This is a genomic window from Pseudomonas koreensis (assembly GCF_012986595.1).
Lineage (GTDB): Bacteria > Pseudomonadota > Gammaproteobacteria > Pseudomonadales > Pseudomonadaceae > Aquipseudomonas > Aquipseudomonas koreensis.
Genome location: NZ_JAAQYM010000002.1, coordinates 932445 through 956496, shown reverse-complemented (window position 1 = coordinate 956496; position 24052 = coordinate 932445). Strand labels below are relative to the sequence as shown.

Here is a 24052-nt window from a genome sequence, read left to right as displayed (position 1 = left end):
GAACTCAGAAGTGAAACGATGCATCGCCGATGGTAGTGTGGGGTTTCCCCATGTGAGAGTAGGTCATCGTCAAGATTAAATTCCGAAACCCCAATTGCGAAAGCAGTTGGGGTTTTGTTTTGCCCGCAGGAAAGTTTTTACTTAGCGTGCGAACAAATTTGCACAGTTATTTTCGAATCAGAACACTAGAATAGCCCCATCTTTTTCGGAGCCAATGCCTTTATGTCAGAGTCGGTTGACGCTTCCGGGCTGTCAGATTTGCCGCTGGAAGACTTGGTGGCCTGTCACGAGTGCGACCTGCTGATGCGCAAGCCAAAACTTGCCCACGGCGAGAAAGCCCTCTGCCCACGCTGCGGTTACGAGCTGTACGCCCACCGCCATAACGTGGTGCAGCGCAGCCTTGCCCTGGTCATCGCGGCATTGTTGCTCTATATACCAGCGAACTTTTTACCCATCATGCAGCTCAATCTACTCGGACAGTCTTCGAATGACACGGTCTGGAGCGGCGTGGTCGGTCTGTTCAACACCGACATGCAGGGCGTGTCGATCGTCGTGTTCCTCTGCAGCATGGCCATCCCGCTGATCAAGTTGCTGTGCCAGTTGATTGTGTTGGTGACGATCCGCTTCAACATCGGCCGCAGCTACGGCCTGCTGCTCTACCGCATTTACCACCACCTGAGAGATTGGGGAATGCTCGAGGTTTACCTCATGGGCGTCCTGGTGGCGATCGTCAAACTGGCGGACATGGCTGCAATCACCGTCGGCCTCGGGTTGGTGTGTTTCATTGCGTTGTTGTTGGTGCAGGTCTGGCTGGAAGTGGTGATGTCACCGCATCAGATCTGGCAGGCGCTATCAGGAGAAGACCCCCATGCGGGCGATTGATGCGGGCATTCTGATCTGTACCGAATGCCACGAGTTGAACAGGCAGGACGCGGACACCGACGAGCAAACCTGCACGCGCTGCGGAGCGCTGGTGCATGCCCGCCGGCCGAACAGCCTCGCTCGAACCTGGGCACTGCTGATCACCGCGGCGATTATCTACATTCCGGCCAACGTGCTGCCGATCATGACCGTCAGTTCACTGGGGCAGGGCGATCCGAGCACGATCATGTCCGGCGTGATCCAGCTGGTGCAGCACGGCATGATCCCGATCGCCGCCGTGGTGTTCATCGCCAGTATTCTGGTGCCAACCTTCAAACTGGTGGGCATCGCGCTGCTGCTGTTTTCGGTGCAGCGACGCCAGCCATTGTCTGCACGGCAGCGCATCTGGATGTACCGCTTCATTGAGTTCATCGGACGCTGGTCGATGCTCGATATCTTTGTGATCGCCATTCTGGTGGCGGTCGTCAACTTCGGCCGGCTTGCCAGTGTCGAAGCCAACCTTGGCGCCATCGCCTTCGCCAGTGTGGTGATTCTGACGATGCTTGCCGCAGTAACTTTCGATCCCCGACTGATTTGGGATAACACGGAGTCGGACGACGACCATGACTGATCTGCCTGTAGCGAAAACCCGACCGGCCTCGAACTGGTCTGCCATTTGGGTCCTGCCCCTGATCGCCCTGATCATCGGCGGGTGGCTCGGCTGGCGTGCCTATAACGAAACCGGCATCGAGATTCAGGTGCGCTTCGAAAGCGGTGAGGGCATCCAGGCCAACAAGACCGAGGTCATGTACAAAGGCATGTCGGTCGGTAAGGTGAAGACGCTGAAGCTCGACGACGAAGGCAACTCCAAAGGGGTGATCGCCACCGTCGAGATGAACAAGGACGTCGAACAATACCTCAAGACCAGCACGCGTTTCTGGCTGGTGAAGCCGAGCGTGACCCTGGCCGGTATCACCGGTCTGGAAACCTTGGTTTCGGGTAACTACGTCGCCATCAGCCCCGGAGAAGGCGAGCCGACCCGCAAGTTCAAAGCGCTGGCCGAAGAGCCGCCGCTGTCGGATTCCAAGCCGGGTCTGCACCTGACCATCAAGGCCGATCGCCTGGGTTCGCTGAACCGTGGCAGCCCGGTGTTCTACAAGCAGATCAAGGTTGGCCAGATCAAAAGCTACGTGCTCTCCGAAGACCAGAGCACCGTTGAGCTCAAAGTGTTCATCGAGCCGACCTACGCCAAACTGGTGCGCAAACACACGCGTTTCTGGAACGCCAGCGGCATCAGCATCGATGCCAACCTGTCCGGGGTGAAAGTCCGCAGTGAATCCCTGGCGAGTATCGTTGCCGGCGGTATCGCCTTTGCCACACCGGAGAACCGCAAGGACAGTCCGCCGACTGATCCAAGCCTGCCGTTCCGCCTGTATGAAGATTTCGACGCGGCTGCGGCCGGCATTCGGGTCAAGGTCAAACTCAGCGACTTCGAAGGCCTGCAGGCCGGCCGTACGCCGGTGATGTACAAGGGCATTCAAGTCGGCAACCTGAAAGCGTTGAAAATCGATCCGGACCTGAACAGCGCCACGGCCGAGCTCACCCTTGATCCTCTGGCCGAAGACTATCTGGTCGACGGTACGCAATTCTGGGTGGTCAAACCGTCGATTTCCCTGGCCGGTATTACCGGGCTCGAAGCATTGGTGAAAGGCAACTACATCGCCGTACGCCCCGGTGACAAGGGGGCCGCGCCGAAGCGCGAGTTCGAGGCCCGGCCAAAAGCCCCGCCATTGGATCTGCGTTCCCCGGGCTTGCACCTGGTGTTGTTCACCGACGTTCTGGGTTCGATCGAAGTCGGCAGCCCGATTCTGTATAAACAGGTCAAGGTCGGCTCGGTGCAGAGCTATCAGTTCTCCAAGACCAAAAAGCAGATTGTCATCGGCGTTCATATCGAGAAGGAATACGAAAACCTGGTCAACGCGTCGACGCGCTTCTGGAACGTCAGCGGCATCACGCTTACCGGGGGATTGACCGGCGGGATTCAAGTAAAAAGCGAGTCACTGCAGACGCTGATGGCTGGCGGTATCGCGTTCGAAACGCCACAAGCCAAGGCGCCGTTGCAAAAGCGTATTCCGCGTTTCCGACTGTTCGCCAACCATGATGAGGCCAACCAGAAAGGCACGCTGGTGACGATCAAGGTCGACCGCGCCGATGGCTTGCGCCCAGGTACGCCGATTCGTTTCAAAGGGCTGGACGTCGGCAAGATTGAAGACGTCGACCTGACCGACGATCTGCAATCGGTGATGATCACCGCGCGGATCACTGAAGTGCCGGAGAAGATTGCGCGGGTCGGCAGTCAGTTCTGGGTGGTGAAGCCTGAGTTGGGACTGATCAAGACCCAGAACCTGGAAACCCTGGTCACCGGTCAGTATCTGGAAGTGCTGCCGGCGGCAAAGAATCTTGGCCCGCAAAAGAACTTCGTTGCGCTGGCCAATCCACCTGAGGTGGTCAAGCAAGAGGCCGGTTTGAGTCTGGTACTGAGCGCGGCTCGCCGTGGTTCGCTGAAACCTGGCGTGCCGGTGACCTACCGCGAAATCACCGTGGGCAAGGTCACGGGTTATGAACTGGGCCAGACCGCTGACCGGGTGCTGGTGCACATTTTGATCGAGCCGAAATACGCGCCGCTGGTGCGCAGTGGCAGCCGTTTCTGGAACACCAGTGGTGTCGGTTTCGACATCGGCTTGTTCAATGGCCTGACGGTACGCACGGAGTCGCTGGAGACGGCGATTCAGGGCGGCATTGCCTTCGCCACGCCGGACGGTGAACGCATGGGCAACCCGGCGCGGGCTGAGCAGACGTTCCCGCTGTTCGACAAGTTCGAGGATGAGTGGCTGACGTGGGCGCCGAAGATTCCGCTCGGTAAGTAACCTTGCGGCGTCTGTAAGGACGCCATCGCGAGCAGGCTCACTCCTACAAGGGAACGCATTCCATCTGTAGGAGTGAGCCTGCTCGCGATAGGGCCCGTAAAATCAACACAAACCCCAAGCCATAAAAAAGGGCCGCGATCCCATCAGATCGCGGCCCTTTTTATTGTCTTCAGTTAACGCCGATCAAACCTCATCCAGCTCCGGTTCATCCGCTTCAACATTGACGGTGGCTTTCACCGCATCGTGGCGACGGATGTATTTCCAGTCCGCCTCGTCGATGTAGATGCCCGCCGGGCCGCTGCCGCCTTCCAGGTCGATGGCGACACTGGCGCAGACCTGCGGCTTCACACTTGCCAGAATCGGCACGAAGCCCAGTTGCAGACTGGTTTCCAGCAGCGCAGCCTGGTTCTTCTCGTCGATGTCTGCCGCCTCGTCGAGGTAGTACGGCAGGCGCACGCGACCGGCCAGATCACGGTCCATCAAGTGCAGCAACAAATACATGTTGGTCAGCGCCTTGATGGTCATGGTGGTGCCGTTGGAGGCCGCGCCGTCGATGTCGGTGTGGATCACCGGCTGACCATTGACCTTGGTGATCTCGAACGCCAGTTCGAACAAGTCCTTGAGGCCGAGCTGGTTGTGGTTCGCCGCCACCAGCCGTGCCAGATATTCCTTGGCCTCTTCGTTCTTGTTGTCCTGCTCGGCGCTCTGGCTCAGATCGAACACCGACAGGGTTTCGCCTTCTTCGTACTGGCCGGCGCTGTGGATGATCTGGTCGATGTGCTTGAGCGCTTCCTTGTTCGGCGCCAGGACGATGCGGAAGCTCTGCAGGTTGGAGACCTGACGCTTGTTGATCTCGCGGTTGAACAGCGCCAGTTGATGCTCGAGGCTGTCGTAGTCGCTGCGGATGTTGCGCAGGGTTCGGGCGATGTCGGTGACGGCCGCGCGGCGGGCTTTGCCCAGCGTCAGCGCCTCATCGGTACGGTGCGCGTAAGCGTTGATCAGCAGTGACAGACGGCGCTCCATATCGTCTTCGCTGTCGAACTTGGCCACGCCTTTGAGGCGCACCTGTGCGTACAGCGCTTCGATCTGACCGTCGGCGCGCAGCAGGCCTTGCCAGCTGTCCTGATAGTCGTTGAGCAGCGGCAGCAGGTTGTCCATCGAATCGTCGACCGGATCCATGAACGGCGTACCGAACGGCAGGTCCGCCGGCAGCAGCTGACGACGGCGCAGCGCGTCGTCGAGGGTGCGTTGCTTGGCTTCCATGTCGGCGATCTGCCGGCCGACCAGTTGCAGCTTCGCCGACAGTTGCTGGACGCGCTCGGTGAACGCATCGCTGGAGCGCTTGAGTTCGTCTTGCGCGGCTTCCATCTGCGCCAGTTGCTCGAGCTTGTCGCCTTCTTCGGCGCTCAGGGTCTGGGTGCGACGGAAGTCTTCCAGGGCTTTCTGCGCGTCGAGCACTTGCTGGTACAGCGCTTCGGTCTGGGTCTTGCTCGCGGCGCGGTCGGCGGCCACAGCCTGTTGGGTCTTGAGTTGCTTGAGTTCTTTTTCCAGACGCTCTTTCTGGTCGCGCAGTGCGGCGCGATCGGCCAGCGCTTGCAGAGCCGGCGGCTCGATGTGCGAGATGTCGATCGACAGGCCCGGCACTTCGAAACGCTCGCCCTTGAAGCCATCAAGGATCAGCTCGACCGATTTGACCCACTGGCCATCCTCGTCGAGGGTGATGCCATGTTCGCCCAGCGGCAGGCTGAACAGCGCACTGTTGAACAGGCGCATCAGGCGTTCGACGTCCTGCTGCGAGAACTCTTCGCGCAGACGGGCGTAGCTGTTGTTGTCCGCGTGATCGAGTTGCTGTTTCACCGACTTCAGGCGTTTTTCCAGATCGCGCAGACGCTCTTCCAGATCCTCGGCGCTGAACTGACGGGACTGTGCCAGCGCACCGGCCAGTTCGTCGTGGGCGTCCTTGGCCGCGAGCAATTGTTGCTCCAGCACTTTGACGTCATCGACCAGCGCGAAGCGGTTCTTCAGCACCGACAACTCGCCGAGCCAGCGCTGGATGCCGGAGATTTCCCGCTCCAGACGCATCAGCTCCTGCGTGCCGCCGCGTTGATCGTTTTGCAGATCGTCCTGCTCGCGACGGTAGTGCTCGGCCTGAATGGTCAGCTCTTCCTTGCGCGCACTGGCGTAGTCCGACCAAGTGCCGAGCAACGAGTCGAGCAGCGGCGACAGGCGATGCAGTTTGCCGCGTAGCACGTCGCGCTGTTTCACGCCATTGGCCAAGGCTTCGACCAGTGGGCCGGCAGCGACCAGCGAGTTGTAGTCCTGCTCCATGCGGCGCACGTCGCGGAAGGCTTCTTCGCACGCGGCGATGTAATCGACGCTGCCGGAACGCAGGCTGTGCTCGAAGGCATCGAGAAACAGTTGTTTCAACTTGGCCGCAGTGATTTCGCGCATGTGCAGCAGGTTGATGAACAGCGCGCGGAAGGTCTTCAGGCTCTGCTCGCTGGTGGAGCGCAGCGGGATCAGCGTCAGGTCCAGCGGGATCGAGGTGTGACCGCCGACCAGCAAGCGCCGCAGTTCGTCCGGCTTGAGCTCGTAGGCTTTCAGGCCTTCTTTCTCAAGGTTGCTGAACAGCTCTTTCTGGCGCAGGCAGGTGTCGTTCTTCTGGTAATGGGCCAGGTCGAGCTTGCCGGCATAGGCGAAGAACTGGTGACCGAAACCACCACCCGGGCCGCGACCGACCACGCCGATCACGTGCGGACCGTGCGGCAGGTTCACTTCGACGAGGATGTAGCTGGTGTCGGAGGCGAAGTAGAAGCGCCGCGATTGTTCCAGACTGTATTTGCCGAAACTCATGTCCGACATGCGCGCCAGAATCGGAAACTGCAGGGCGTTGATCGACGCCGATTTACCGAGGTTGTTCGCGCCGTAGACCGACAGCGGTTCTTCCAGCGGGAACAGGCCGAGGCTGTAACCGGCGGTGTTCAAAAGGGCAAAGCGGCGGATGCCGTAGCGTTCCTGGCTCATGCGTCAGACTCCTGTTCTTCGGCAATGGCGCGGGCCAGTGCGTCTTCTTCGCTTTCTTCTTCAAATTCGGACAGATCCAGCGGATCGTCGGTCTCGAGGAATTTGGCTTCGGCGGCTTCGTCGATCAGCACCGGGGCCGGCAATGGCAGAACGCTGTGCACGCTGGCGGCCAGATCGCGGTCTTGCTGCACCGACAGGCACACGTCGAGGAAACGGTGCATTGGCGGAAGGAAGCGGTACACGCCGTTTTCTTCGCCGGCGAAACCGAGCTGGGTCATGCGGCGCATGATTTTTTCTTCGAGCTCTTCAACCGTCTGCACTTCGGCCTGAATGAACAGGTCGCGGTATTTATCCAGCAGCGACGGCAATTCTTCGCGACCGAGACTGCCGCCATCGAGCACGGCGATCGGGTCACGGCCCTGGTCAGCCAGATGCTCGACAAGGATGAAGGTGAACAGCGCCAGACGCTGGGCCGTCTTGTTCACCGCCGCAGCGGCCATGTCCGGCACGAAGTAGTAGAAGCCACGGGTGTCGCAGACCAGCTCGAACCCCAGCGCCTTGAACAGCGTGCGGTATTGATCCTGGAAGTTCGACAGTTGCGCGTACAGTTCCGGGTCGCGGCGGCTGACGTGATAGCCCTTGAACAGTTCGCGGAAGATCGGCGCCAGTTGGGACAGTTCGGATAGATCAAGATGCATTTGGGATGCTCGCAGAATCCTCGGCGGCGGCAGGGTCGCGGGCCGAGAGCAGGGCGAAGGAGCGCAGGCTGACCTGGTGCTCGTGAGTGTGGTATTCGCGGCGTTCCAGACGCTCGCGCTTGAAGCGTTTTTCCCGCGACAGGCGCGAGAACCAATAAAGCAATTCGTCAGTGGCGCCGTCCGGTTCCTGCTCCAGCAGCCAGGTCATCAGATCCGGCATCGGCAGGGACTCTTCACAACGCTCGACCATCTCGCGCACGGTGCGTGGTGCACGTGGCGCGTCGCCGGATTTCTGCGTCTTGTGCGCCTTGGGGAAGCGCGCCGGTTTCGGCTCGAAACGCGCCAGGGCGTAGACGTAAGCCTCGACCTGACTGGCGCTGCCGAGGAAGGTGCTCTGCGGCCGGGTGAACAGCGGCATTGCCGCTTGCGGCACGGCATCGATGCCTTTACGGCGAATCGCCGCAAGCGCCAGCGCGGCGCCACGGGTCACGGCGTTGTGCCGGCGCGCCTCTTCACGCAGCGGCAGCAGCAGTTCGCGTGCGTGACGCAGGGTCAGTTGGGCGCTGGTCTGCATTTCGAGGATGCGCGCGTGGGTGCGCAGCAGCATGTCGTCGTCGACCAGATGACCGAGCCGCTGCTGTTCGCTGAGCATCTTCAGCAGCACGGTTTCGACCTTGCGTACGCCTTGTTCGAAGGCACCGTCGGCGTTCACCAGGTCGATCATCGGCTCGACGTATTCGTCCCAGGTCGCCAGTACTTCGGCGTAACGCTGGCGCAGCGGGATCTGCCGGTCGCTGGTCTTGGCCCGTTCGGCCACGGCCACCAGGGCCTGCTCGTCGTTATCGAGCTTTTTCAGCACGTCGCGCACGCGCATGTCGAGCAAGCGCAGCTGGCGGGCGAGATCGTTGCCGTCGCGAACGTCGAACGCGTCCTGAATGTAACCGGCGAGACGTTCGAGGTGGCGCAAGTAGGCTTCGATCTCCAGGCACAGGCCCAGCCGGTGCTCGCGGCGCAGGTAGGCGAGGAAGTCGTGGATCTGCGCGTTGAGCTCGAAACGGTTCGGGCTTTTCGCCACGGGGACCAGAATGTCGAGACGAATCCACACGTCGAGCAGGCTGGTGATGTCCTGCGGCGTGCTGTCCAGTTGTTGGGCGGCCAGTTGCGTGCGCAGTTCGTTGAGGCTCAGGGTGCCTTGGTCGAAGTGCTCGCACAGTGGCTCCAGAAGTGCCCAGTGTTCAGCGAGGGCGCGCAAGACGCGCTTGGGTTCGATCATCGGAATGGCCGGCTGGTTGGCGATTAAAAGCCGCGATTGTACTGCATCATGAACGCTGCGATTCACTCTCGGGACGGGCTGTCGCGTTTTCTGCGGCAAGCGCGTGGCCCAAGACGATCGATCAACAGCAAGCGATCTTGAGCGAAGGGCGGTAGAATCAGCGCACTTTCAGTTATCCACAAGTGGCCGACCTTTGCTTATCGAGTCCCGCCGCCGCGCCTATTTGAACGCCATGCAGGTGGTCAACTGGCTGCCGCGCACCGAATTGCCCTTCGCCGCCCCGTCGCGGCCCGAGCTGCTGGACATGCCCGAGCCCGAGCCAGAGGTGGCGCTGATGCCGGTCGTGCAGGCCGAAGCGGCGGTGCAACCGGCCGCGCGTCCGGTCGAGCGGCCGAAAATCGAAGTCCCGCGTCCGTCGCTTGCCAGTACCCGCAATGGCGCCAAACCGGTGGAAGAGGTTGAAGAGGCGCCGGTCGTCGTCAAACCCGCACCCGTGCCGCCACCGCGTTTCGCCCTGCAATTGCTGCGCGCCGGGGCTTGTCTGCTGCTGGTGGAGTTACCCACAGGCGAAGCGTTCCAGAGCCGTGACCCGGCCTATCTGCTGCTCAAAGACATGCTGCGCGCCGCCGGTCTGCCGGATGCGCCGCAAATCGTCGGCGAGCCGGTGCGCTGGCCATGGCTGAACCGCGGCACCATGGATCAAGGCCCGGAAGCGGCCCGCGACTTTGTGCAGGGCTTCCTCTCGGTGCAAATAGAAGCGGCGCCTTGCGCCTGCCTGTGGCTGATCGGCCTGCCGGCAGTGCGCTTTGCCGGTGAAGCGGACGCCGAAGCATTCAACAGTGAATTGCAGATTGAAGGCCTGGGCCTGGCCTGGGCTATCCCCGGTCTGGAATTGTTAATGGAAGAGCCACAGCGCAAAGCCGCTGTGTGGCAAGCCATGCGTCGGCTGATGGCGCGCTGGAAAGAATCGAATGAGTGAAGCTGTATCGTTCCGCCCGATGACCGAGGCGGACCTGGACGCGGTATTGAAGATTGAATACGCGGCGTACAGCCATCCCTGGACCCGCGGGATTTTTCTCGACGGACTGGGCAAGTACCAGATCTGGCTGATGTTCGAAGGCCAGCAGCAGGTCGGCCACGGGGTGGTGCAGATCATTCTGGATGAAGCGCACCTGCTGAACATCACGGTCAAACCGGAGAATCAGGGGCGCGGGCTGGGCCTGACATTGCTTGAGCATCTGATGTCGCGGGCGTATGCGGCCTCGGCACGGGAATGTTTTCTGGAAGTGCGTGACAGCAATACCGCAGCGTTCAGGCTGTATGAGCGCTATGGCTTCAACGAGATCGGCCGGCGCCGGGATTACTATCCGGCGGTGGGTGGGCGTGAAGATGCCGTGGTGATGGCCTGCACCCTGGTTGACTGAATACTGTAGGCGCTGCCGAAGGTTGCGATTTTTTGATCTTGACCTTCAAAAATCAAAGTCAAAAGATCGCAGCCTGCGGCAGCTCCTACAGGGGATCGCATGATGGCGGGTGATCAGCGGTTGCCATCAATCGGATCACGCCGCGCCAATTCCGCCTCATCCAGACCATTGCCGCCACCGATGTCATCTTCATCGACCACGCTCAAATCCCAATCCGCCGGATTGTCTTCGCCCGTTTCACCGGCGTCCCGTGCCCCATCTTCATGGATCAGTGTTTCCGGGCTCATATCATCATCAGTCGGTTCATGATCAGCAGTCGATGCACCTGTGAGCCCCGCCTCACGCACACGCTCCTCTGGCATCAACTGCTCGCGTTCGCGTTCGGGCAATTCATCACCGATCTTCGCGCTGGGCTGTTCGTCGTCGAAATCCAGCTCATGCACCGAGCCCATACGGTCTTCGTTATCATCGATGGGTTCAGGTTGCACCGCATCGTACGGACGTCGTGAATCAGTCATGGCTATTCCTCATACTGTGGGCCTTACTAGGTGGACTCACCGGACACCCAAGAATTCCAACGAAAACACTTTGCGATCCTTACGTGACCCCGACGGGTGGCCGTCTGTCATACCAGCGCATCTTTCTTGAGGCCTTACACCATGCACGACTTACAAGACCTGATTGATAACAACGAGCGTTGGGCTGACGCGATCACCAAGGAAGATCCGGAGTTCTTCGCCAAACTGGCACGCCAGCAGACCCCGGAATATCTGTGGATCGGCTGCTCCGACGCACGGGTGCCGGCCAACGAGATCGTCGGCATGTTGCCGGGCGATCTGTTCGTTCACCGCAATGTCGCCAACGTGGTGCTGCACACTGACCTCAATTGCCTGTCGGTGATCCAGTACGCGGTCGACGTGCTCAAGGTCAAACACATCCTCGTCACCGGTCACTACGGTTGCGGCGGGGTGCGGGCGTCGATGCAGGATCGTCAGTTCGGCCTGATCGATGGCTGGCTGCGCTCGATCCGTGACTTGTATTACGAAAAACGTGAAGAACTGGCCAAGCTGCCGACCGAGGAAGAGCAGGTCGATCGGCTGTGCGAACTCAACGTCGTCCAGCAAGTGGCCAACGTGGCCCACACCAGCATCATTCAGAACGCCTGGCATCGCGGGCAGAGTCTGTCGATCCACGGTTGCATCTATGGCATCAAGGACGGTCGCTGGAAGAGCCTGAACACCACCATTAGCGGTTTCGAGCAACTGCCGCCGCAGTACCGTTTGCGTCCGATCGGCGCGTTGTAAGTCCGGTCAGTGCGTATGCCACCAGCGCTGCAGGAAGTGCTGGCCCTCGATACTGGGTGGTTCATCGTAACCGGTGATCCACCCACGGCAGCGCGGCCCGCCGCAAGTACAGGCGAACTGCTGCAAGAGGCGGTCTTCGGTGGCGGTGAAGTCGATGGTCAGGCGTTCACCCTGATGAATATCGCGCAACGCCCATAGCCACAGTTCGCTCATGTCGAGGAACGCGTTCGGGTCGCAGGCATGTTCGAGCAGCCCGCAGAAGCGCGGGTCGTAGATATGGATGCCGGTGAGTAGCTGGCGGGTCTGGCGGCACCGATAGGGCAGCAACTGCCCGGAAATGCGGCACATGCGGGTGGTGCGCAAGAAATCCCGGCGTGCCACCACGGCCACAGGGCCATGCTCATCCTGAATGACTTCGAAATCGACGGTGGACGGGAAGCCCAGGCGCACAGGCAACCCGGCAAACGGGTAGATGCCGGGGGCATCGCGGGAGACGTGGTGCTGAAGTGCGTGAGTGTTCATAACGGTCCCTGTCAGCAAATGCTGCGACTTCTCTGGTCTGACATCCTGTCAGCGCTGCAACACTATTTAGATTCGATCATTTCGCGGATCTCACGATCCGTCTACTGTCAGATCTGACAGGCGAACTTCGCTACTTCCCGCGTCAGTCATCACTTACACGGGAAGTATTTTCAGCGAATCACAGGTGAGGCGCGGGCACCGCAGTGGCCGGCAATTCTCCCTGAAGCTGTTGCAGCTGCGCCTTGACCGGCGTGGTCGAGCACTTGGCGGCAGCCTGCGCCGGGGTCAGGTTGCGGATCGAGGTGTAGAACAACTCGCAAGTCTTGACCTTTTGCGTCACTTGCCAGGTCTGCGTGCAGCTGTTGAGCAGGGTTTTCGGATCGGTACCCGGTTTGCTGCCCATGCCCGCTTGCCAGCAGGCCGCACTCAAGTCCTGGCCCATTACTTTCAGCCCGGCGGCATCGGCCTTGGCTTCATCGCCGTTGTAGCTGGCCGGGTCGGCGGCGTACCAGATGTAACTCGGGTGGTTGGAGCCCAGCACCGGCACATTCACGCCCGTGCTCGGGCTGATGGTCGCCAGCCCCAACACGCCGACGGTCGGCCCGTATTGCTGCTTGATCCAGTTACGCACCGGCGCGCCGAAGGCCACCATCGGCAGCGTCGTGCCGCTGGTGGTCTGGCTGAACTGCTTGACCAGTGTGGTCTGGTAATCCTTGAAGTAGTCGTAGACCCCTTCCAGATCACTGCCAGCGTTGGACGGCGCCGCGATTGGCGCGATGTCGATGATGGTCTGATACGCCGGGGTCTGGTCAGCCGGAATGCCGTTGTCGCTCAGCAGGGTGGCCCAGCGATCAGTGGTGTTCGAGCGCAGGTAGTCCTGAGCCTGGGTCAGCGAATAGTCCGGCGGGAAGTGCAACAGCTCGACACTCTTGCGGTTTTCCAAAGCCATGCCCAGCGGCAGGAACAGGTACCAGCTGTAGGCCCATTTGCCATCGGCGTTGAGCTTGCTGGCGCCGTTATAGGCCAGATCGCCGGCATCGAGCAGCGCCGACAGCGGCTTGTCGTAGCCTTGCGGTACGCCGCTGATTTCGACGTAAACCTGCCCGTTATCATTCTTCACCAGCACCTTGGCATTGGCGTAGCCGTCGCGTTGCACGCTCTGGCTCAGGTAGTGGGCGACGGTCTGTTCCAGCGACCAGTTGCGATAGCAGATCACACTGCAGTTGTTGGGGTAGGCGAAGAGGCGGGTGACGCGTTCGGTGCTGCCCAGTTTCAGGTCGACATCGGCGTGGGCGGCCGCGCTCAGGGTGAGCGCGGCGAGGGCCATTGCAGCGGGGGTGAGTCCTGCGAGTTTGAACATGCTCAGATCCTTTTCAGCGTGGGTTCCCCGGAAGTTTGGGGCGCTTCATATTGGATCAGCCGTGTTGCACAGAGAAGCCGTCATTCACGGTTTTTTGCGTCAGCCCGCAGAACCCGATTTCAAGCCTGAAAATGCAGGGCGTTGGTCAAGTCGCCCATGGGTTTCTGACCGCGGGCGATCATCGCCTCGTCACGTTGTTTGAGACCGTCCAGGGTTTCCAGTTGAAACACCCGAGTGATCAGACGCAGGATCGACGCCGTGTCGTAGACCGTGTGATCCACCGTGCCTTTGCGCGCGAACGGCGACACCACCAGCGCCGGCACCCGCGACCCCGGCCCCCAGCGGTCACCCTTGGGCGGCGCCACGTGGTCCCACCAGCCGCCGTTTTCATCGACGGTGACGATCACCACCATGTTTTTCCACTGCGGGCTTTCGCGCAGCACCTTCAGGGCGCGGACGATGTGCCGGTCACCGGAGGCGACGTCGGCATAACCGGCGTGCATGTTCAGGTTGCCCTGGGGCTTGTAGAACGTCACCGCCGGCAGCTTGCCGGCCTCGGCATCGGCGAAGAATTTGTTGGTGCTCGATTCATCGCCCAGGCCGGCATCGCGCAGGCGTTTGTTGCGCTCTTGCGGGTTCTCCGGACCTTGCTGCTTGAAGTAGTTGAACGGCTGGTGGTGATACTGGAAGTTGGGGATCTTCGGAATCCCGCCGGAATCCTTGTACTGCTCCAGCGTTGCCTGCCAGGCGCCGGCGTACCAGGCCCAGTCGACGTTCTTCTTCGACAGCTTGTCGCCGATGTGTTCGTGGGTCTGCGGTACCAGTACGTTGGGCAGATCGGCCTTGGAATATTCCGGGCGTTCCGGGTCGCGAATCCACGTTGGCCAATAGGGCGGGGCGAGGGTGTTGACGCCAAAGCCGTCCGGGGTCAGTGCACTCGGGCCGAACTGCGGCGGGCCACTCATGGCGCTGGCCGGCGACTGCTCCAGCGGCTTGAGGCGCGGATCGGTCGGGTCATTACTTTGCAGCGTGGCGATCTGCGACTTGGCCACCGAATTGGCGGCGTCCGGATAGAACGGCGCGGTGGCGCTGATCAGGTATTGATGGTTAAGGAACGAGCCACCGAAGGTACCCTGGAAGAAGTTGTCGCACAGCACGAACTCCTGCGCCACATCCCACAGGCGCAGGGAATAACGGCTCTGGGCGTAGTGCCCCATGGTCAGGCCACCGGAGTCAGCCCAGGCGACGAAACCATCGTTCTTGCCGCCGTTGATCTGCATCTGGTTCTGATAAAACACGTGCCACAGGTCGCGGGTGACCAGGCCGAACGGCAGGTCTTCGCCATTCGGGCCTTTGAGGGCGAACGGCGCGTTGGGCAGGTTTTCCTGAAACTGCGTGGCGCTGGGGTAGGTCACGCCATCGAGGGTTTGCGGGCCAATCTGCAACACGCCGCCCCAGACCGGTGGCAGGGTCTGCAGCAGGCTGCCATCGCGGTCACGTTGCTGGTAATCGGCAGGCTTGAGCGCCGACAGCGGCTTTTCGACACCGGGGAAATCACCGAACAGGTTGTTGAAGCTGCGGTTCTCGGCGTAGATCACCACCACGGTTTTCACCTGCTCGCGCAGGGCTTTGTCCAGCTCGGTCGGGGTCAGCGGGCGTTCGGCTGGTTTGCCCGGCTGGTCGCTGGCGTTACCGCAGCCGGCGAGCGTGGCACCCACGCCGAGGACGGCAACACCGCCGAGAAAACGGCGGCGACTGGTGTCGGTGGGATCGTTGGATTCAGGTGCGTCAGTGCCGTCTTTCTCGTCTTTCATCTGTCAGCCCGTTCTGCTTAATTGTTTCAGATTGTTTCGGGCGGACGCTAGCAAGGGAATGTGACGGTTGGGTGACGATTTGAGGTGCGGCAAAAAAATGTGGGAGCGACCAGGTCAGCTCCCACAGGTATTCACTCGATTACAAAAGGCGCAACGCAAGCTCACTGCCTGCACGCAGGTATTCGACCTGGGCGGTGACCGCATCTTTGACAATGGCTTCGCCGGTGTCAGTCAATCGGGCTTTCTTCGCATCAATGACAGTGGTCTGCAGCAATTGCATCGCAACATCCATTGCTTTCTGGAAAGCCGTCAGGTTGTTGTGCTGGCCGAACTCTTGAATGACCGCCTCCATGCGTCGGTCGGCATCGTCGCGCAGTGTCTTGTACTCGACTACGGAGACGCTGCCGTCCTGATAAATTTCACGGATCAGTTCTTCAAGCGTTTTGGATATCGGTGTCATCGGTTCTTCCTTGGACAGGTTTTTGGTCCTGGACAAGCTAAACGAAGACACGGCCAGGAACTGTCAGCACTGTCCTGTGTGTTGCGTGGGACAGTGCGACAGCCTGTGTAAGAAGAGGATCTCTACGTTGTCGGAGTCCTCCAGCCCGCTGTTGTTCTAGCCGGGCATCAGCGAGTGCAAGGAATAGCCGAGCCTGCTGGCCGCCGTTATCGCGGTCATCACCACCAGAAACAGCAGTTGCAGCGGACTGAAGTGCGCCCAGTGCAGCGCGGTCAGCCAAGGGTGGTTATTGCTCAGCTGTGGGTCGAGCGACCCGATTCGTCGTTTGTGTACCAGTCCGATCAGGATCACGCCCATGTAAGTGAGCGCGCCCAACGGCCCGAGCAGCAGCGAAAACAGCAGCACCATGACCGCCTGCGGCACCCCGTGGCGTATTACCAGCCAGTGGGTATCAGGATTCCATCGGCGCGGAATCAGCCCTTCGGTCAGCCACAGATCGGCAACGATCACGTGAGATGTGAGCACCACCCACCAACTCAGCGCAAAACGAAAGAACCACACCGGCACGCACGCAAAGATCATCGGAATCAAGAACAGGGTTACCGCGTCTTTTTGGTGCGAGGGCAGATAGAACAGGAACAGCGCCAAGGCAATGGCCGTCCACACCCGCACCCAGGTTTCGGCAGCGATGGGCCGTGGCAAAAACCGCCGCCAGTAAAAAACGTCAGCGTAAGGCAATCGCGCGAGCAGCTGCGGGAAGCGCCATTTGAGCTTTTCCGACAGATCGTGGCAGGCCTGCCATTCATTCTGCCCAAAGCCGTCGATGATCTTCTTCTGTTGCAGGGGCTTTAACGGGTTGAGCAACAGATGCGCCGCCTGAACGTCGGCCGCCCACGTCCGGTCGCTTTCAGCCTTGGCCCGCAGGTTGTCGTAGAAACTTTCCTGATTGCAGCGTTCGATCAACGTTTCCCAGAGCCAGTCCGGTTGCGGGTGCAAGCCTTTGGTGTGATCCCAGCCGAACAATTGGCCGATCCGGTCGAACAGCGGCACGCTCCACTCATGGTCATTGAGCAGATGCAGCAGATTTTGCTGCCATTGCTCGCGGCGATCGAATACCTGGAGCCACGGCTGGCCGCTGTAGTGCTTGAGCAAGTTGAGAAACTCACGTTCGCTCTGGCTTTCGAGCAGCACCTGCAAGGCGTTTCGATAGTCGGCCATCAGGTTCTCGGCGAGCATGGCGCGCTGGCGATCATTCATCAGCACTTCTTGCCAGGGCCCCAACCATCCAAGCTGCTCCACGGCCCAGTGCAGTATCGGGCCGCGTAGTGGTTGATGTTCAATACACCGTTGCAGCAACAGCGTTTCGAAGGCCTTTGCGCAGCCTTGTTGTTGCGCCTGATCCCAGCGCTCGCCGAGGTTTTCTGGCGACAGGTTTTGAAGCAGTTGCCATGCGGCTTGCGCTTCAAGCCTGTACGCGTCGACGCCCCCGTCCGTAGTCAGCGGCTCGACACGCAGGACGTCGTCCATCGCTGGCGGCGCAAACGGCTCCGGGGCTGCCGGACTGACGGGCGAAAACCCCAGCGCGGCAAAATCCCACGGCTGGTTTTGCGCCTGGCCGGGGCTGTTGGCCAGTGCATTATCGAGCGCCAGCGCGGCAAACGCACTGGACGCGGTGGCGACTGGGACGTCGGTGTCATCGTCTTCCTGTTCGGCGTTTTCCAGGCGCCATTGGGCAATCGCCAGCGCGCGTTCGTAGGCTTCGCGCAAGCGCTGGAAGCCTTCGGGATCCTCATCAGGCCTGAAGGTTTTCAGCAGGCGCGCATAGCTGCGCTTGATATCGCGAACTTCGGCGTCATCGGACAGGTGCAGAACGGACCAGCAATCCATGGCCAGTCTCCTTATTGCCACGGTGTGCGATCAAGCTCGCTCAGACGCTTGCTCAGTTCGGTGCGCACCTCACGAATCTGACGCTCGTCCTGCGAGTCGAGCGCGATCTGGAATTGCTTGGCCCAATCGCCCATCTGATCGCGCAGGTCGCCCAGGCTTTCCTGGTAGAGCCGTTCCAGGCGGGCACTGAGCAGCGTGTTGACCTGCTGCTCGCGCGGATGAATCTTCAACTGCGCCAGGTTCTGCAGGCGTTGTTGAATCTCTTCAGGCGTGAGCACGCCGGGGTTGTTTTCGATGACCAGCGAATGCTGTTGCCCGGTCAGCGGAATACTCACCTGGGCCTCCAGCAGGCCGTTGTTGTCATAGGTGAAACGCACATCGAGGGACACTTCGCCGGCCTTGCGTTTCGGCACCTTGATCGCCAGTTCTCCAAGCGCCACGTTGTCTTTGACCAAGCGGCTTTCGCCCTGGAAGATCCGCACGACCACCTGTTCCTGATTGTCCTGCAGGGTGTACACGGTTTTGACCCGACTGACCGGCACGATGCTGTTGCGCTCGATGATCGGAAGATAGTGGCCGCTTTCATAATTGCGGCCGATCTGAGTCGAGGTCTCGATGCCCAGCGTGTAGGAGCAGACATCGGTCAGCACCACCTCTTCAAGCGCGGCCGAGCGGGCCTTGAGTGCTGCCTGAATGGCTGCGCCTTGCGCCACCACTTGATCCGGATCGAGGGTGATCGACGGAAATCGGCCAAACAACCCGGCGGCGAGTTTGCGCACCAGCGGCATCCGGGTGGTGCCGCCGACCAGCAGAATCTCATCGAGGTCGCTGACCCGGATGCGTGCGTCGCGCAGAGCCCGTTCGATCGGCGCACGCAGGCGCTCGAGCAGTGGCATGTAAAGCGTCGCCAATTCTTGCTGGGTGATGGTGTGGGTCCAGTGGCGGTCACCCAGTTGCAGCCGGAACTCGGCGCTGCTGTCCTGGCCGAGGGCCTTGCGCACGCGCTCAGCCTCGCGGCGCAGCGGCTGGATGACGCTGTTGCGATCAGGAAAGTCTGCGACCGAGCGGTGCTGGTCGATAAAGTGTTCCAGCAGCACGCTGTCGAAGTCTTCACCACCGAGGAAGTTGTCGCCGGCGCTGGCGCGGACCTCCATCACCCCTTCGAACAACTCCAGAATCGACACGTCGAACGTGCCGCCCCCGAGGTCGAACACCAGGAACGAGGTTTCCTTGTCGCGTTGGTGCAGTCCATAAGCGAGGGCGGCGGCGGTCGGTTCGTTGATCAGTTTCTCGACCTTCAACCCGGCCAGCTCGCCGGCGATCCGCGTGGCTTTACGTTGAGCGTCACTAAAATAGGCCGGGACGCTGATCACTGCTTCAGTGACGGTTTCGCCATAAGTCCGTTCGACGTCTTCTTTCAGACTTTTGAGCACCAGCGCGGACAGCTCTTCCGGACGAAACGCCTTGTCCGCCAGATAGACTTCCGTGGCGCTGCCCATGTGGCGCTTGAACAGCGAGGCGGTCAGGCGCGGATGCGTGTGCAGACGCTCGCGCGCAGCCTGACCGACCAGAATTCGCCCTTGATCATCCAGCCCCACCACGCTCGGTGTCAGGAACTGACCGAGGGCATTGGGCACCAACTCGGAGGATTCGCCACGCCAGACGGCGACGAGGCTGTTGGTGGTTCCCAGGTCAATCCCTACGATCATTGCAACAACTCCCTTGGCGCGTGGCAAAAAAATGAAACATATTTTCGGCGCGCAAGGATATTACCGAGGCTGTGATGCGGTAAAGGAAGATGATGGCTCGGAGCCATTATTTGCGACAGAAAGCCATGTCGGCGACGACACAGCGCTGTCAGGAAAGGAAGGCGGGGCGTCGGCGGATGGATCGCGCCCCGCACTGACTCAAGGGATAACGGGCGGCGTATACGCCAATGTCGTGCCCAGAACCCACAGCAAGAACAGCACCAGCGGCGTGTGCACCAGCAATTGCACGAACGAGAAACCGATCAGGTCCCGCGCCTTCAGGCCAAGCACGCCCAGCAGCGGCAGCATGTAGAACGGGTTGATCAGGTTTGGCAGCGCTTCGGCGGCGTTGTAGATCTGCACCGCCCAGCCGAGGTGGTATTGCAGATCGTTGGCAACTTGCATCACGTACGGCGCTTCGATGATCCACTTGCCGCCGCCGGACGGGATGAAGAAACCGAGAATCGCCGAGTACACGCCCATCAACAGCGCATAGGTGTCGTGGGACGCGATGCTGACGAAGAAGGTCGAGATGTGATGCGCCAGGGTCTGTGCATCGGCGCCTTTGACCGTGGTCAGCAGCGCGGCAATCGAGCCGTACAGCGGGAACTGGATCAGCACGCCGGTGGTGGTCGGCACCGCCCGGGCCACTGCATCGAGGAAGCTGCGCGGACGCCAGTGCAGCAGGGCGCCGAGCATGATGAACAAGAAGTTATAGGTGTTGAGCCCTGAGATTGCGGTGATCGCCGGTTTGGTCGAGAACTCGTGGAACAGCCAACCGGCCGCCAGCAGCACCAGCAGAATGATCAGCAGCGGGCTGTGCTCCAGCCATTCCCCCGGCCGGGTACGCGGTTGCAATGGCGGCAGGTTGAAGGCCGGGTCGATTCCGCAATCCTTGGCGTCGCGCGCAGAGTTCGGGCCAGGTGCGGTGGCGTAGGCGACGATGATCGAAACCACGATCAACGCCAGCAGCATGGCCCCGGACTGCCACAAGAAGATGGTCTGGGTGAACGGAATCACCCCGGTGATCGACAGGATCGCCGGCGGCAGGCTGGCCGGGTTGGCCTGCAACTGCGCCGCCGATGACGACAGGCCCAACGCCCAGACCGCGCCCAGGCCGAGATAGGCCGCCGCGCCGGCCGCGCGGTAATCCATTTTCAGATCGGTGCGGCGGGCCAGGGCGCGGACCAGCAAACCGCCGAACACCAGCGACAGGCCCCAGTTCAACAGCGAGGCGACCATCGAGATCAGCGCCACCCAGGCTACGGCCGAGCGGCCGTTTTTCGGGATACGCGCCAGTTTGTCGATCAGCTTCACCGCCGGCGGCGAGCTGGCGACCACGTACCCGCCAATCACCACGAAGGCCATTTGCATGGTGAACGGAATCAGGCTCCAGAACCCGTCGCCGAACGCCATCGCGGCATCGGTGGGTTTGGCGCCCATGGCCAGGGTGGCCAGCGCAACAATGATCACGGCCAACGCGGCGAACACCCAGGAGTCGGGGAACCAGCGTTCGGCAAAGCTTGAACAGCGCAAGGTAAAGCGCGCGGAGCGGCTATCTTCGATATCAACGGCCACAGGGAATACCTCGGATTTTTATGGTTATTGTGGTCCGCAGGAGCCGCCAATTCTGTCAGTCAGATCAATCTGTGGCGAGGGAGCTTGCTCCCGCTGGACTGCGTAGCAGTCCCCCTTCTTTCAAGGAGCAGAGGGGGCCGCTTCGCGACCCAGCGGGAGCAAGCTCCCTCGCCACAGAGGTGAAAACCGATTCAGGTGTGTCCTGCTGGACAGGCATTAACAGTAATTCAACTGCCAGTGCTTTGTGAGCAGGTTTTGCAAAACCGGGACTATGGTCTAACGGGTTGTCCCCAGGCAGATTTGCGTAGACCATGAGCGCCTTGGTTTTTTGCCTGCCAGAGTTCTTTGCCATGACTGCCCATTCCACAGCCCGACCGGCGCCGTTCAGCCGTTCCGACTACAAGACCCTCGGCCTTGCGGCCCTCGGCGGGGCGCTGGAGATCTACGATTTCATCATCTTCGTGTTCTTCGCCCTGACCCTCAGCCAGTTGTTCTTCCCGCCGGAAATGCCCGAGTGGCTGCGCCTGCTGCAAAGCTTCGGGATCTTCGTCACCGGTTATCTGGCGCGGCCGCTGGGCGGGATCCTGATGGCGCATTTCGCCGACAAACTCGGGCGCAAGAAAGTCTTCAGCCTGAGCATCCTGATGATGGCGCTGCCGTGCCTGCTGATCGGGATCATGCCGACGTATGCCCAGATCGGTTATTTCGCACCGCTGCTGTTGCTGGCGCTACGCATTCTCCAAGGCGCGGCGGTCGGCGGGGAAGTGCCGAGCGCCTGGGTGTTTGTCGCCGAACATGCGCCAACCGGCCATCGCGGTTACGCGCTGGGCTTTTTGCAGGCCGGGCTGACCTTCGGCTACTTGATTGGCGCGTTGACCGCGACCTTCCTTGCACAGGCGTTCACCCCGGCAGAAATCCTCGATTACGCCTGGCGTTATCCGTTTCTGCTCGGTGGGGTGTTCGGCGTGATCGGCGTTTACCTGCGGCGCTGGTTGAGCGAAACCCCGGTGTTCATGGCCATGGAAGCCCAGCGCGAGGCGCGGGTCGAACTGCCGCTGCGCACCGTGTTGCGTGAGCATCGGCTGGCAATGTTGCCGGCCATGTTGCTGACTTGCGTGCTGACTTCGGCGGTGGTGGTGTTCGTGGTAATCACCCCGACCATGATGCAGAAAACCTTCGGCATGACCGCCAGCCACACCTTCGCCCTCAGCGCGTTGGGCATCGTCTTCCTCAATATTGGCTGCGTGATTGCCGGGTTGCTGGTCGATCGCCTCGGCGCCTGGCGCACGGTCATGCTCTATAGCCTGCTGCTGCCCTTGGGCATCGGCGTGCTTTACAGCTGCTTGATCACGGGGGGCGACTGGGTGGGGCTGGCGTACGCCATCGCCGGTCTGGGCTGCGGTGTGGTCGGCGCGGTGCCGTCGGTGATGGTCGGGCTGTTCCCGGCGCGTATCCGGGTATCCGGCATTTCCTTCACCTACAACATTGCCTACGCCGCGTGGGCGAGTATCACACCGCTGTTGCTGATCGGTCTGATGCCTTGGAGCCCATGGATCTGCGTGATGTTCTGTGCGGTGATGGGTGCGGTCGGCATCGGCAGCGCGGCGTACTTCGGCTCGCGCATGAGTGGTGTCGGGCGCCAATCCGTGGCGCCCTGTTCCTGACCGCTGTCAGGTCAACCAGTGCCACCACAGCAACGTCCCGACCAGTCCCACCACCGAAACAATGGTTTGCAGGATCGACCAGACCCAGATCGTCTGTTTGAGCTGCAAGCCAAAGTACTCGCGAACCATCCAGAAGCCGGCATCGTTCACATGGCAGAAGAACACTGAGCCGGCACCAATCGCCAGCGCCACCAACGAACTTTGCGTCGCGGCGAGCCCTGCCATCATCGGCGCCAGAATCCCCGCTGTCGTGGTGGTGGCGACCGTCGCCGAGCCGGTGGCCTGACGCAACGCCACGGCAATCAGCCAGGCCAACAGCAGATACGGCATGTGCGCGCCTTCGGCGACTTTGCTGATGGTCTGGCTGACGCCGGCATCCAGCAAGGTCTGCTTCAGGCCGCCACCGGCACCGATGGTCAGCAACAGCACGGCAATCGGCGCCAGGCTTCTGCGCAGGGTGCCGCCGACTTGATCGCGCGGCATGCCGTTGGCCCAGCCGAGGCAGATCACCGCTGCCATCACCGCAATGCCCAGCGCCACCAAAGGCTCGCCGAGGAACTTCAGGGTCAGGGCGACGCTGCTTTCCGGGCTCATCGCGACTTTCGCCAGGGTGCTGCCGAGCATCAGCAACACCGGCAACAGAATGATCAACAACGACAGGCCGAAACCTGGCTGACGCGGCGCTTTCGGCGGGGCGCTGAACAGTGCGCCAAGCTCTGCCGGTTCATCGACGTGCATGCGTTTCGACAGCCAGTTGCCGTACAGCGGCCCGGCCAGAATCACTGCGGGAATGGCGATGCTGAACCCCAACAACATGGTCAGCCCAAGGTCGGCATGCAACGCGCTGACCGCGATCAACGGCCCGGGATGTGGCGGCATCAAGGCGTGCAGGGTGGTCATCCCGGCCAGCGCCGGAATCGCGATTTTCAACAGTGGCTGACCCGAACGGCGGGCCATGACGAAGATGATCGGCACCATCATCACCAGCCCTACCTCGAAGAACAGCGGCAGGCCGATCACCATCGCCACCAGCGCCATGACCCATGGCAGGGACTTGCCTTTGCCCAACCCGAGCAAGGTCGAGGCGATGCGGTCGGCGGCGCCGGATTCCGCCATCAGTGCGCCGAGCATCGAGCCCAGCGCAATGATGATCCCCGCCTCACCGAGAATCGCCCCGGCGCCTTTGCTGAACGCCTTGGCCACGTCTTCGGGCGGCAAACCGGCGCCGACACCGGCAATGAACGTGCCGATCAGGATCGACAGAAACGGCGGAAGTTTAGTGGCGCTGATCAGCACAATGATGGTGGCAATCGCCAGCAGGCAGCAAAGTATCAAGCGCGTGTCGTGAACCATCCAGGCAGCGGTCGATAAATCCAAAACGGCACTCCTTATCGGGCGGATACCTGCAACATGTTGTTGCAATTTGCCTTGAGGATACCTGAAGTGGCCGGGCCAGAGCGCTGGGTTTTACCTCCGGTCTTCGGGGGGTAAACCAGATCGATCGCCAG

General features: G+C 61.0%; 19 protein-coding genes and 1 rRNA gene. 8 read left to right on the top strand and 12 right to left on the bottom strand.

Annotated features, from left to right (window positions below):
- From rrf to HBN98_RS09555, 4 genes are all read left to right on the top strand, one after another.
- Positions 1–75: ribosomal RNA gene (gene rrf / locus HBN98_RS28405) — 5S ribosomal RNA — on the top strand; the annotation flags it as partial.
- 147 nt (positions 76–222) lie between these two features.
- Positions 223–882, top strand: a complete 660-nt coding sequence (locus HBN98_RS09565) for a paraquat-inducible protein A (protein ID WP_064589199.1) — start codon at positions 223–225, stop codon at positions 880–882.
- On the top strand, positions 869–1492 hold the full coding sequence (locus HBN98_RS09560; RefSeq protein WP_083367911.1) for a paraquat-inducible protein A: 624 nt from the start codon (positions 869–871) through the stop codon (positions 1490–1492). Before HBN98_RS09565 ends, HBN98_RS09560 begins: the two co-directional genes overlap by 14 nt.
- On the top strand, positions 1485–3788 hold the full coding sequence (locus tag HBN98_RS09555; protein WP_064589197.1) for a PqiB family protein: 2304 nt from the start codon (positions 1485–1487) through the stop codon (positions 3786–3788). Before HBN98_RS09560 ends, HBN98_RS09555 begins: the two co-directional genes overlap by 8 nt.
- Positions 3789–3971: 183 nt before the next feature.
- Here HBN98_RS09555 and mksF read toward each other — a convergent pair whose 3' ends face one another.
- From mksF to mksB, 3 genes are read right to left on the bottom strand one after another with little or no spacing between them, the layout of a single operon-like run.
- Positions 3972–6812: an Mks condensin complex protein MksF gene (gene mksF, locus HBN98_RS09550; RefSeq protein WP_083367912.1), complete on the bottom strand. Its 2841-nt coding sequence runs from the start codon at positions 6810–6812 to the stop codon at positions 3972–3974.
- Positions 6809–7510: an Mks condensin complex protein MksE gene (mksE, locus tag HBN98_RS09545; RefSeq protein ID WP_064589195.1), complete on the bottom strand. Its 702-nt coding sequence runs from the start codon at positions 7508–7510 to the stop codon at positions 6809–6811. Before mksE ends, mksF begins: the two co-directional genes overlap by 4 nt.
- Positions 7500–8783 (bottom strand): Mks condensin complex protein MksB, encoded by a 1284-nt coding sequence (gene mksB, locus HBN98_RS09540; protein ID WP_064589194.1) that lies wholly within the window; start codon positions 8781–8783, stop codon positions 7500–7502. The genes mksE and mksB overlap by 11 nt, the downstream gene beginning before the upstream one ends.
- Positions 8784–9015: 232 nt before the next feature.
- On the opposite strand from mksB, the gene HBN98_RS09535 reads away from it, so the two are divergent.
- Together HBN98_RS09535 and rimI are read left to right on the top strand one after the other, a co-directional pair.
- Complete coding sequence (locus HBN98_RS09535; RefSeq protein WP_083367913.1) at positions 9016–9762, top strand: energy transducer TonB; 747 nt, start codon at positions 9016–9018, stop codon at positions 9760–9762.
- The gene (rimI, locus tag HBN98_RS09530; RefSeq protein WP_064589192.1) at positions 9755–10207 is read left to right on the top strand and encodes a ribosomal protein S18-alanine N-acetyltransferase; all 453 of its coding nucleotides are present in this window, start codon (positions 9755–9757) and stop codon (positions 10205–10207) included. The genes HBN98_RS09535 and rimI overlap by 8 nt, the downstream gene beginning before the upstream one ends.
- 113 nt (positions 10208–10320) lie before the next feature.
- Here the strand turns inward: rimI and HBN98_RS09525 are convergent, their stop codons facing one another.
- The gene (locus HBN98_RS09525; RefSeq protein WP_083367914.1) at positions 10321–10725 is read right to left on the bottom strand and encodes a serine kinase/phosphatase; all 405 of its coding nucleotides are present in this window, start codon (positions 10723–10725) and stop codon (positions 10321–10323) included.
- Positions 10726–10866: 141 nt separating this feature from the next.
- On the opposite strand from HBN98_RS09525, the gene can reads away from it, so the two are divergent.
- Positions 10867–11511, top strand: a complete 645-nt coding sequence (gene can / locus HBN98_RS09520; protein WP_064589190.1) for a carbonate dehydratase — start codon at positions 10867–10869, stop codon at positions 11509–11511.
- A 6-nt stretch (positions 11512–11517) separates the two neighbouring features.
- Here the strand turns inward: can and HBN98_RS09515 are convergent, their stop codons facing one another.
- The 7 genes from HBN98_RS09515 to HBN98_RS09485 form a co-directional block, all read right to left on the bottom strand.
- A complete protein-coding gene (locus HBN98_RS09515) occupies positions 11518–12033 on the bottom strand; it encodes an SET domain-containing protein (protein WP_083367915.1) in 516 nt (171 codons plus the stop codon).
- Positions 12034–12211: 178 nt separating this feature from the next.
- A complete protein-coding gene (locus HBN98_RS09510; RefSeq protein WP_083367916.1) occupies positions 12212–13393 on the bottom strand; it encodes a hypothetical protein in 1182 nt (393 codons plus the stop codon).
- Between the two features lie 119 nt (positions 13394–13512).
- Positions 13513–15207, bottom strand: a complete 1695-nt coding sequence (locus HBN98_RS09505) for an acid phosphatase (protein WP_083367917.1) — start codon at positions 15205–15207, stop codon at positions 13513–13515.
- Between the two features lie 139 nt (positions 15208–15346).
- Entirely contained in the window at positions 15347–15667 is a 321-nt protein-coding gene (locus HBN98_RS09500) for a hypothetical protein (RefSeq protein WP_064589186.1), read from the bottom strand.
- Between the two features lie 156 nt (positions 15668–15823).
- Entirely contained in the window at positions 15824–17554 is a 1731-nt protein-coding gene (locus HBN98_RS09495; RefSeq protein ID WP_083367918.1) for a J domain-containing protein, read from the bottom strand.
- Between the two features lie 11 nt (positions 17555–17565).
- Entirely contained in the window at positions 17566–19263 is a 1698-nt protein-coding gene (locus HBN98_RS09490; RefSeq protein WP_064589184.1) for a molecular chaperone HscC, read from the bottom strand.
- 198 nt (positions 19264–19461) lie between these two features.
- Positions 19462–20880 carry a short-chain fatty acid transporter gene (locus tag HBN98_RS09485; RefSeq protein WP_083367919.1) on the bottom strand — a complete coding sequence of 473 codons (1419 nt, stop codon included), beginning with the start codon at positions 20878–20880 and terminating at the stop codon, positions 19462–19464.
- Between the two features lie 350 nt (positions 20881–21230).
- On the opposite strand from HBN98_RS09485, the gene HBN98_RS09480 reads away from it, so the two are divergent.
- Positions 21231–22544: an MFS transporter gene (locus tag HBN98_RS09480; RefSeq protein WP_083367920.1), complete on the top strand. Its 1314-nt coding sequence runs from the start codon at positions 21231–21233 to the stop codon at positions 22542–22544.
- 6 nt (positions 22545–22550) lie between these two features.
- On the opposite strand, the gene HBN98_RS09475 is transcribed toward HBN98_RS09480, so the two are convergent.
- On the bottom strand, positions 22551–23921 hold the full coding sequence (locus HBN98_RS09475) for a GntT/GntP/DsdX family permease (RefSeq protein ID WP_083367921.1): 1371 nt from the start codon (positions 23919–23921) through the stop codon (positions 22551–22553).
- Between the last annotated feature and the right edge of the window lie 131 nt (positions 23922–24052).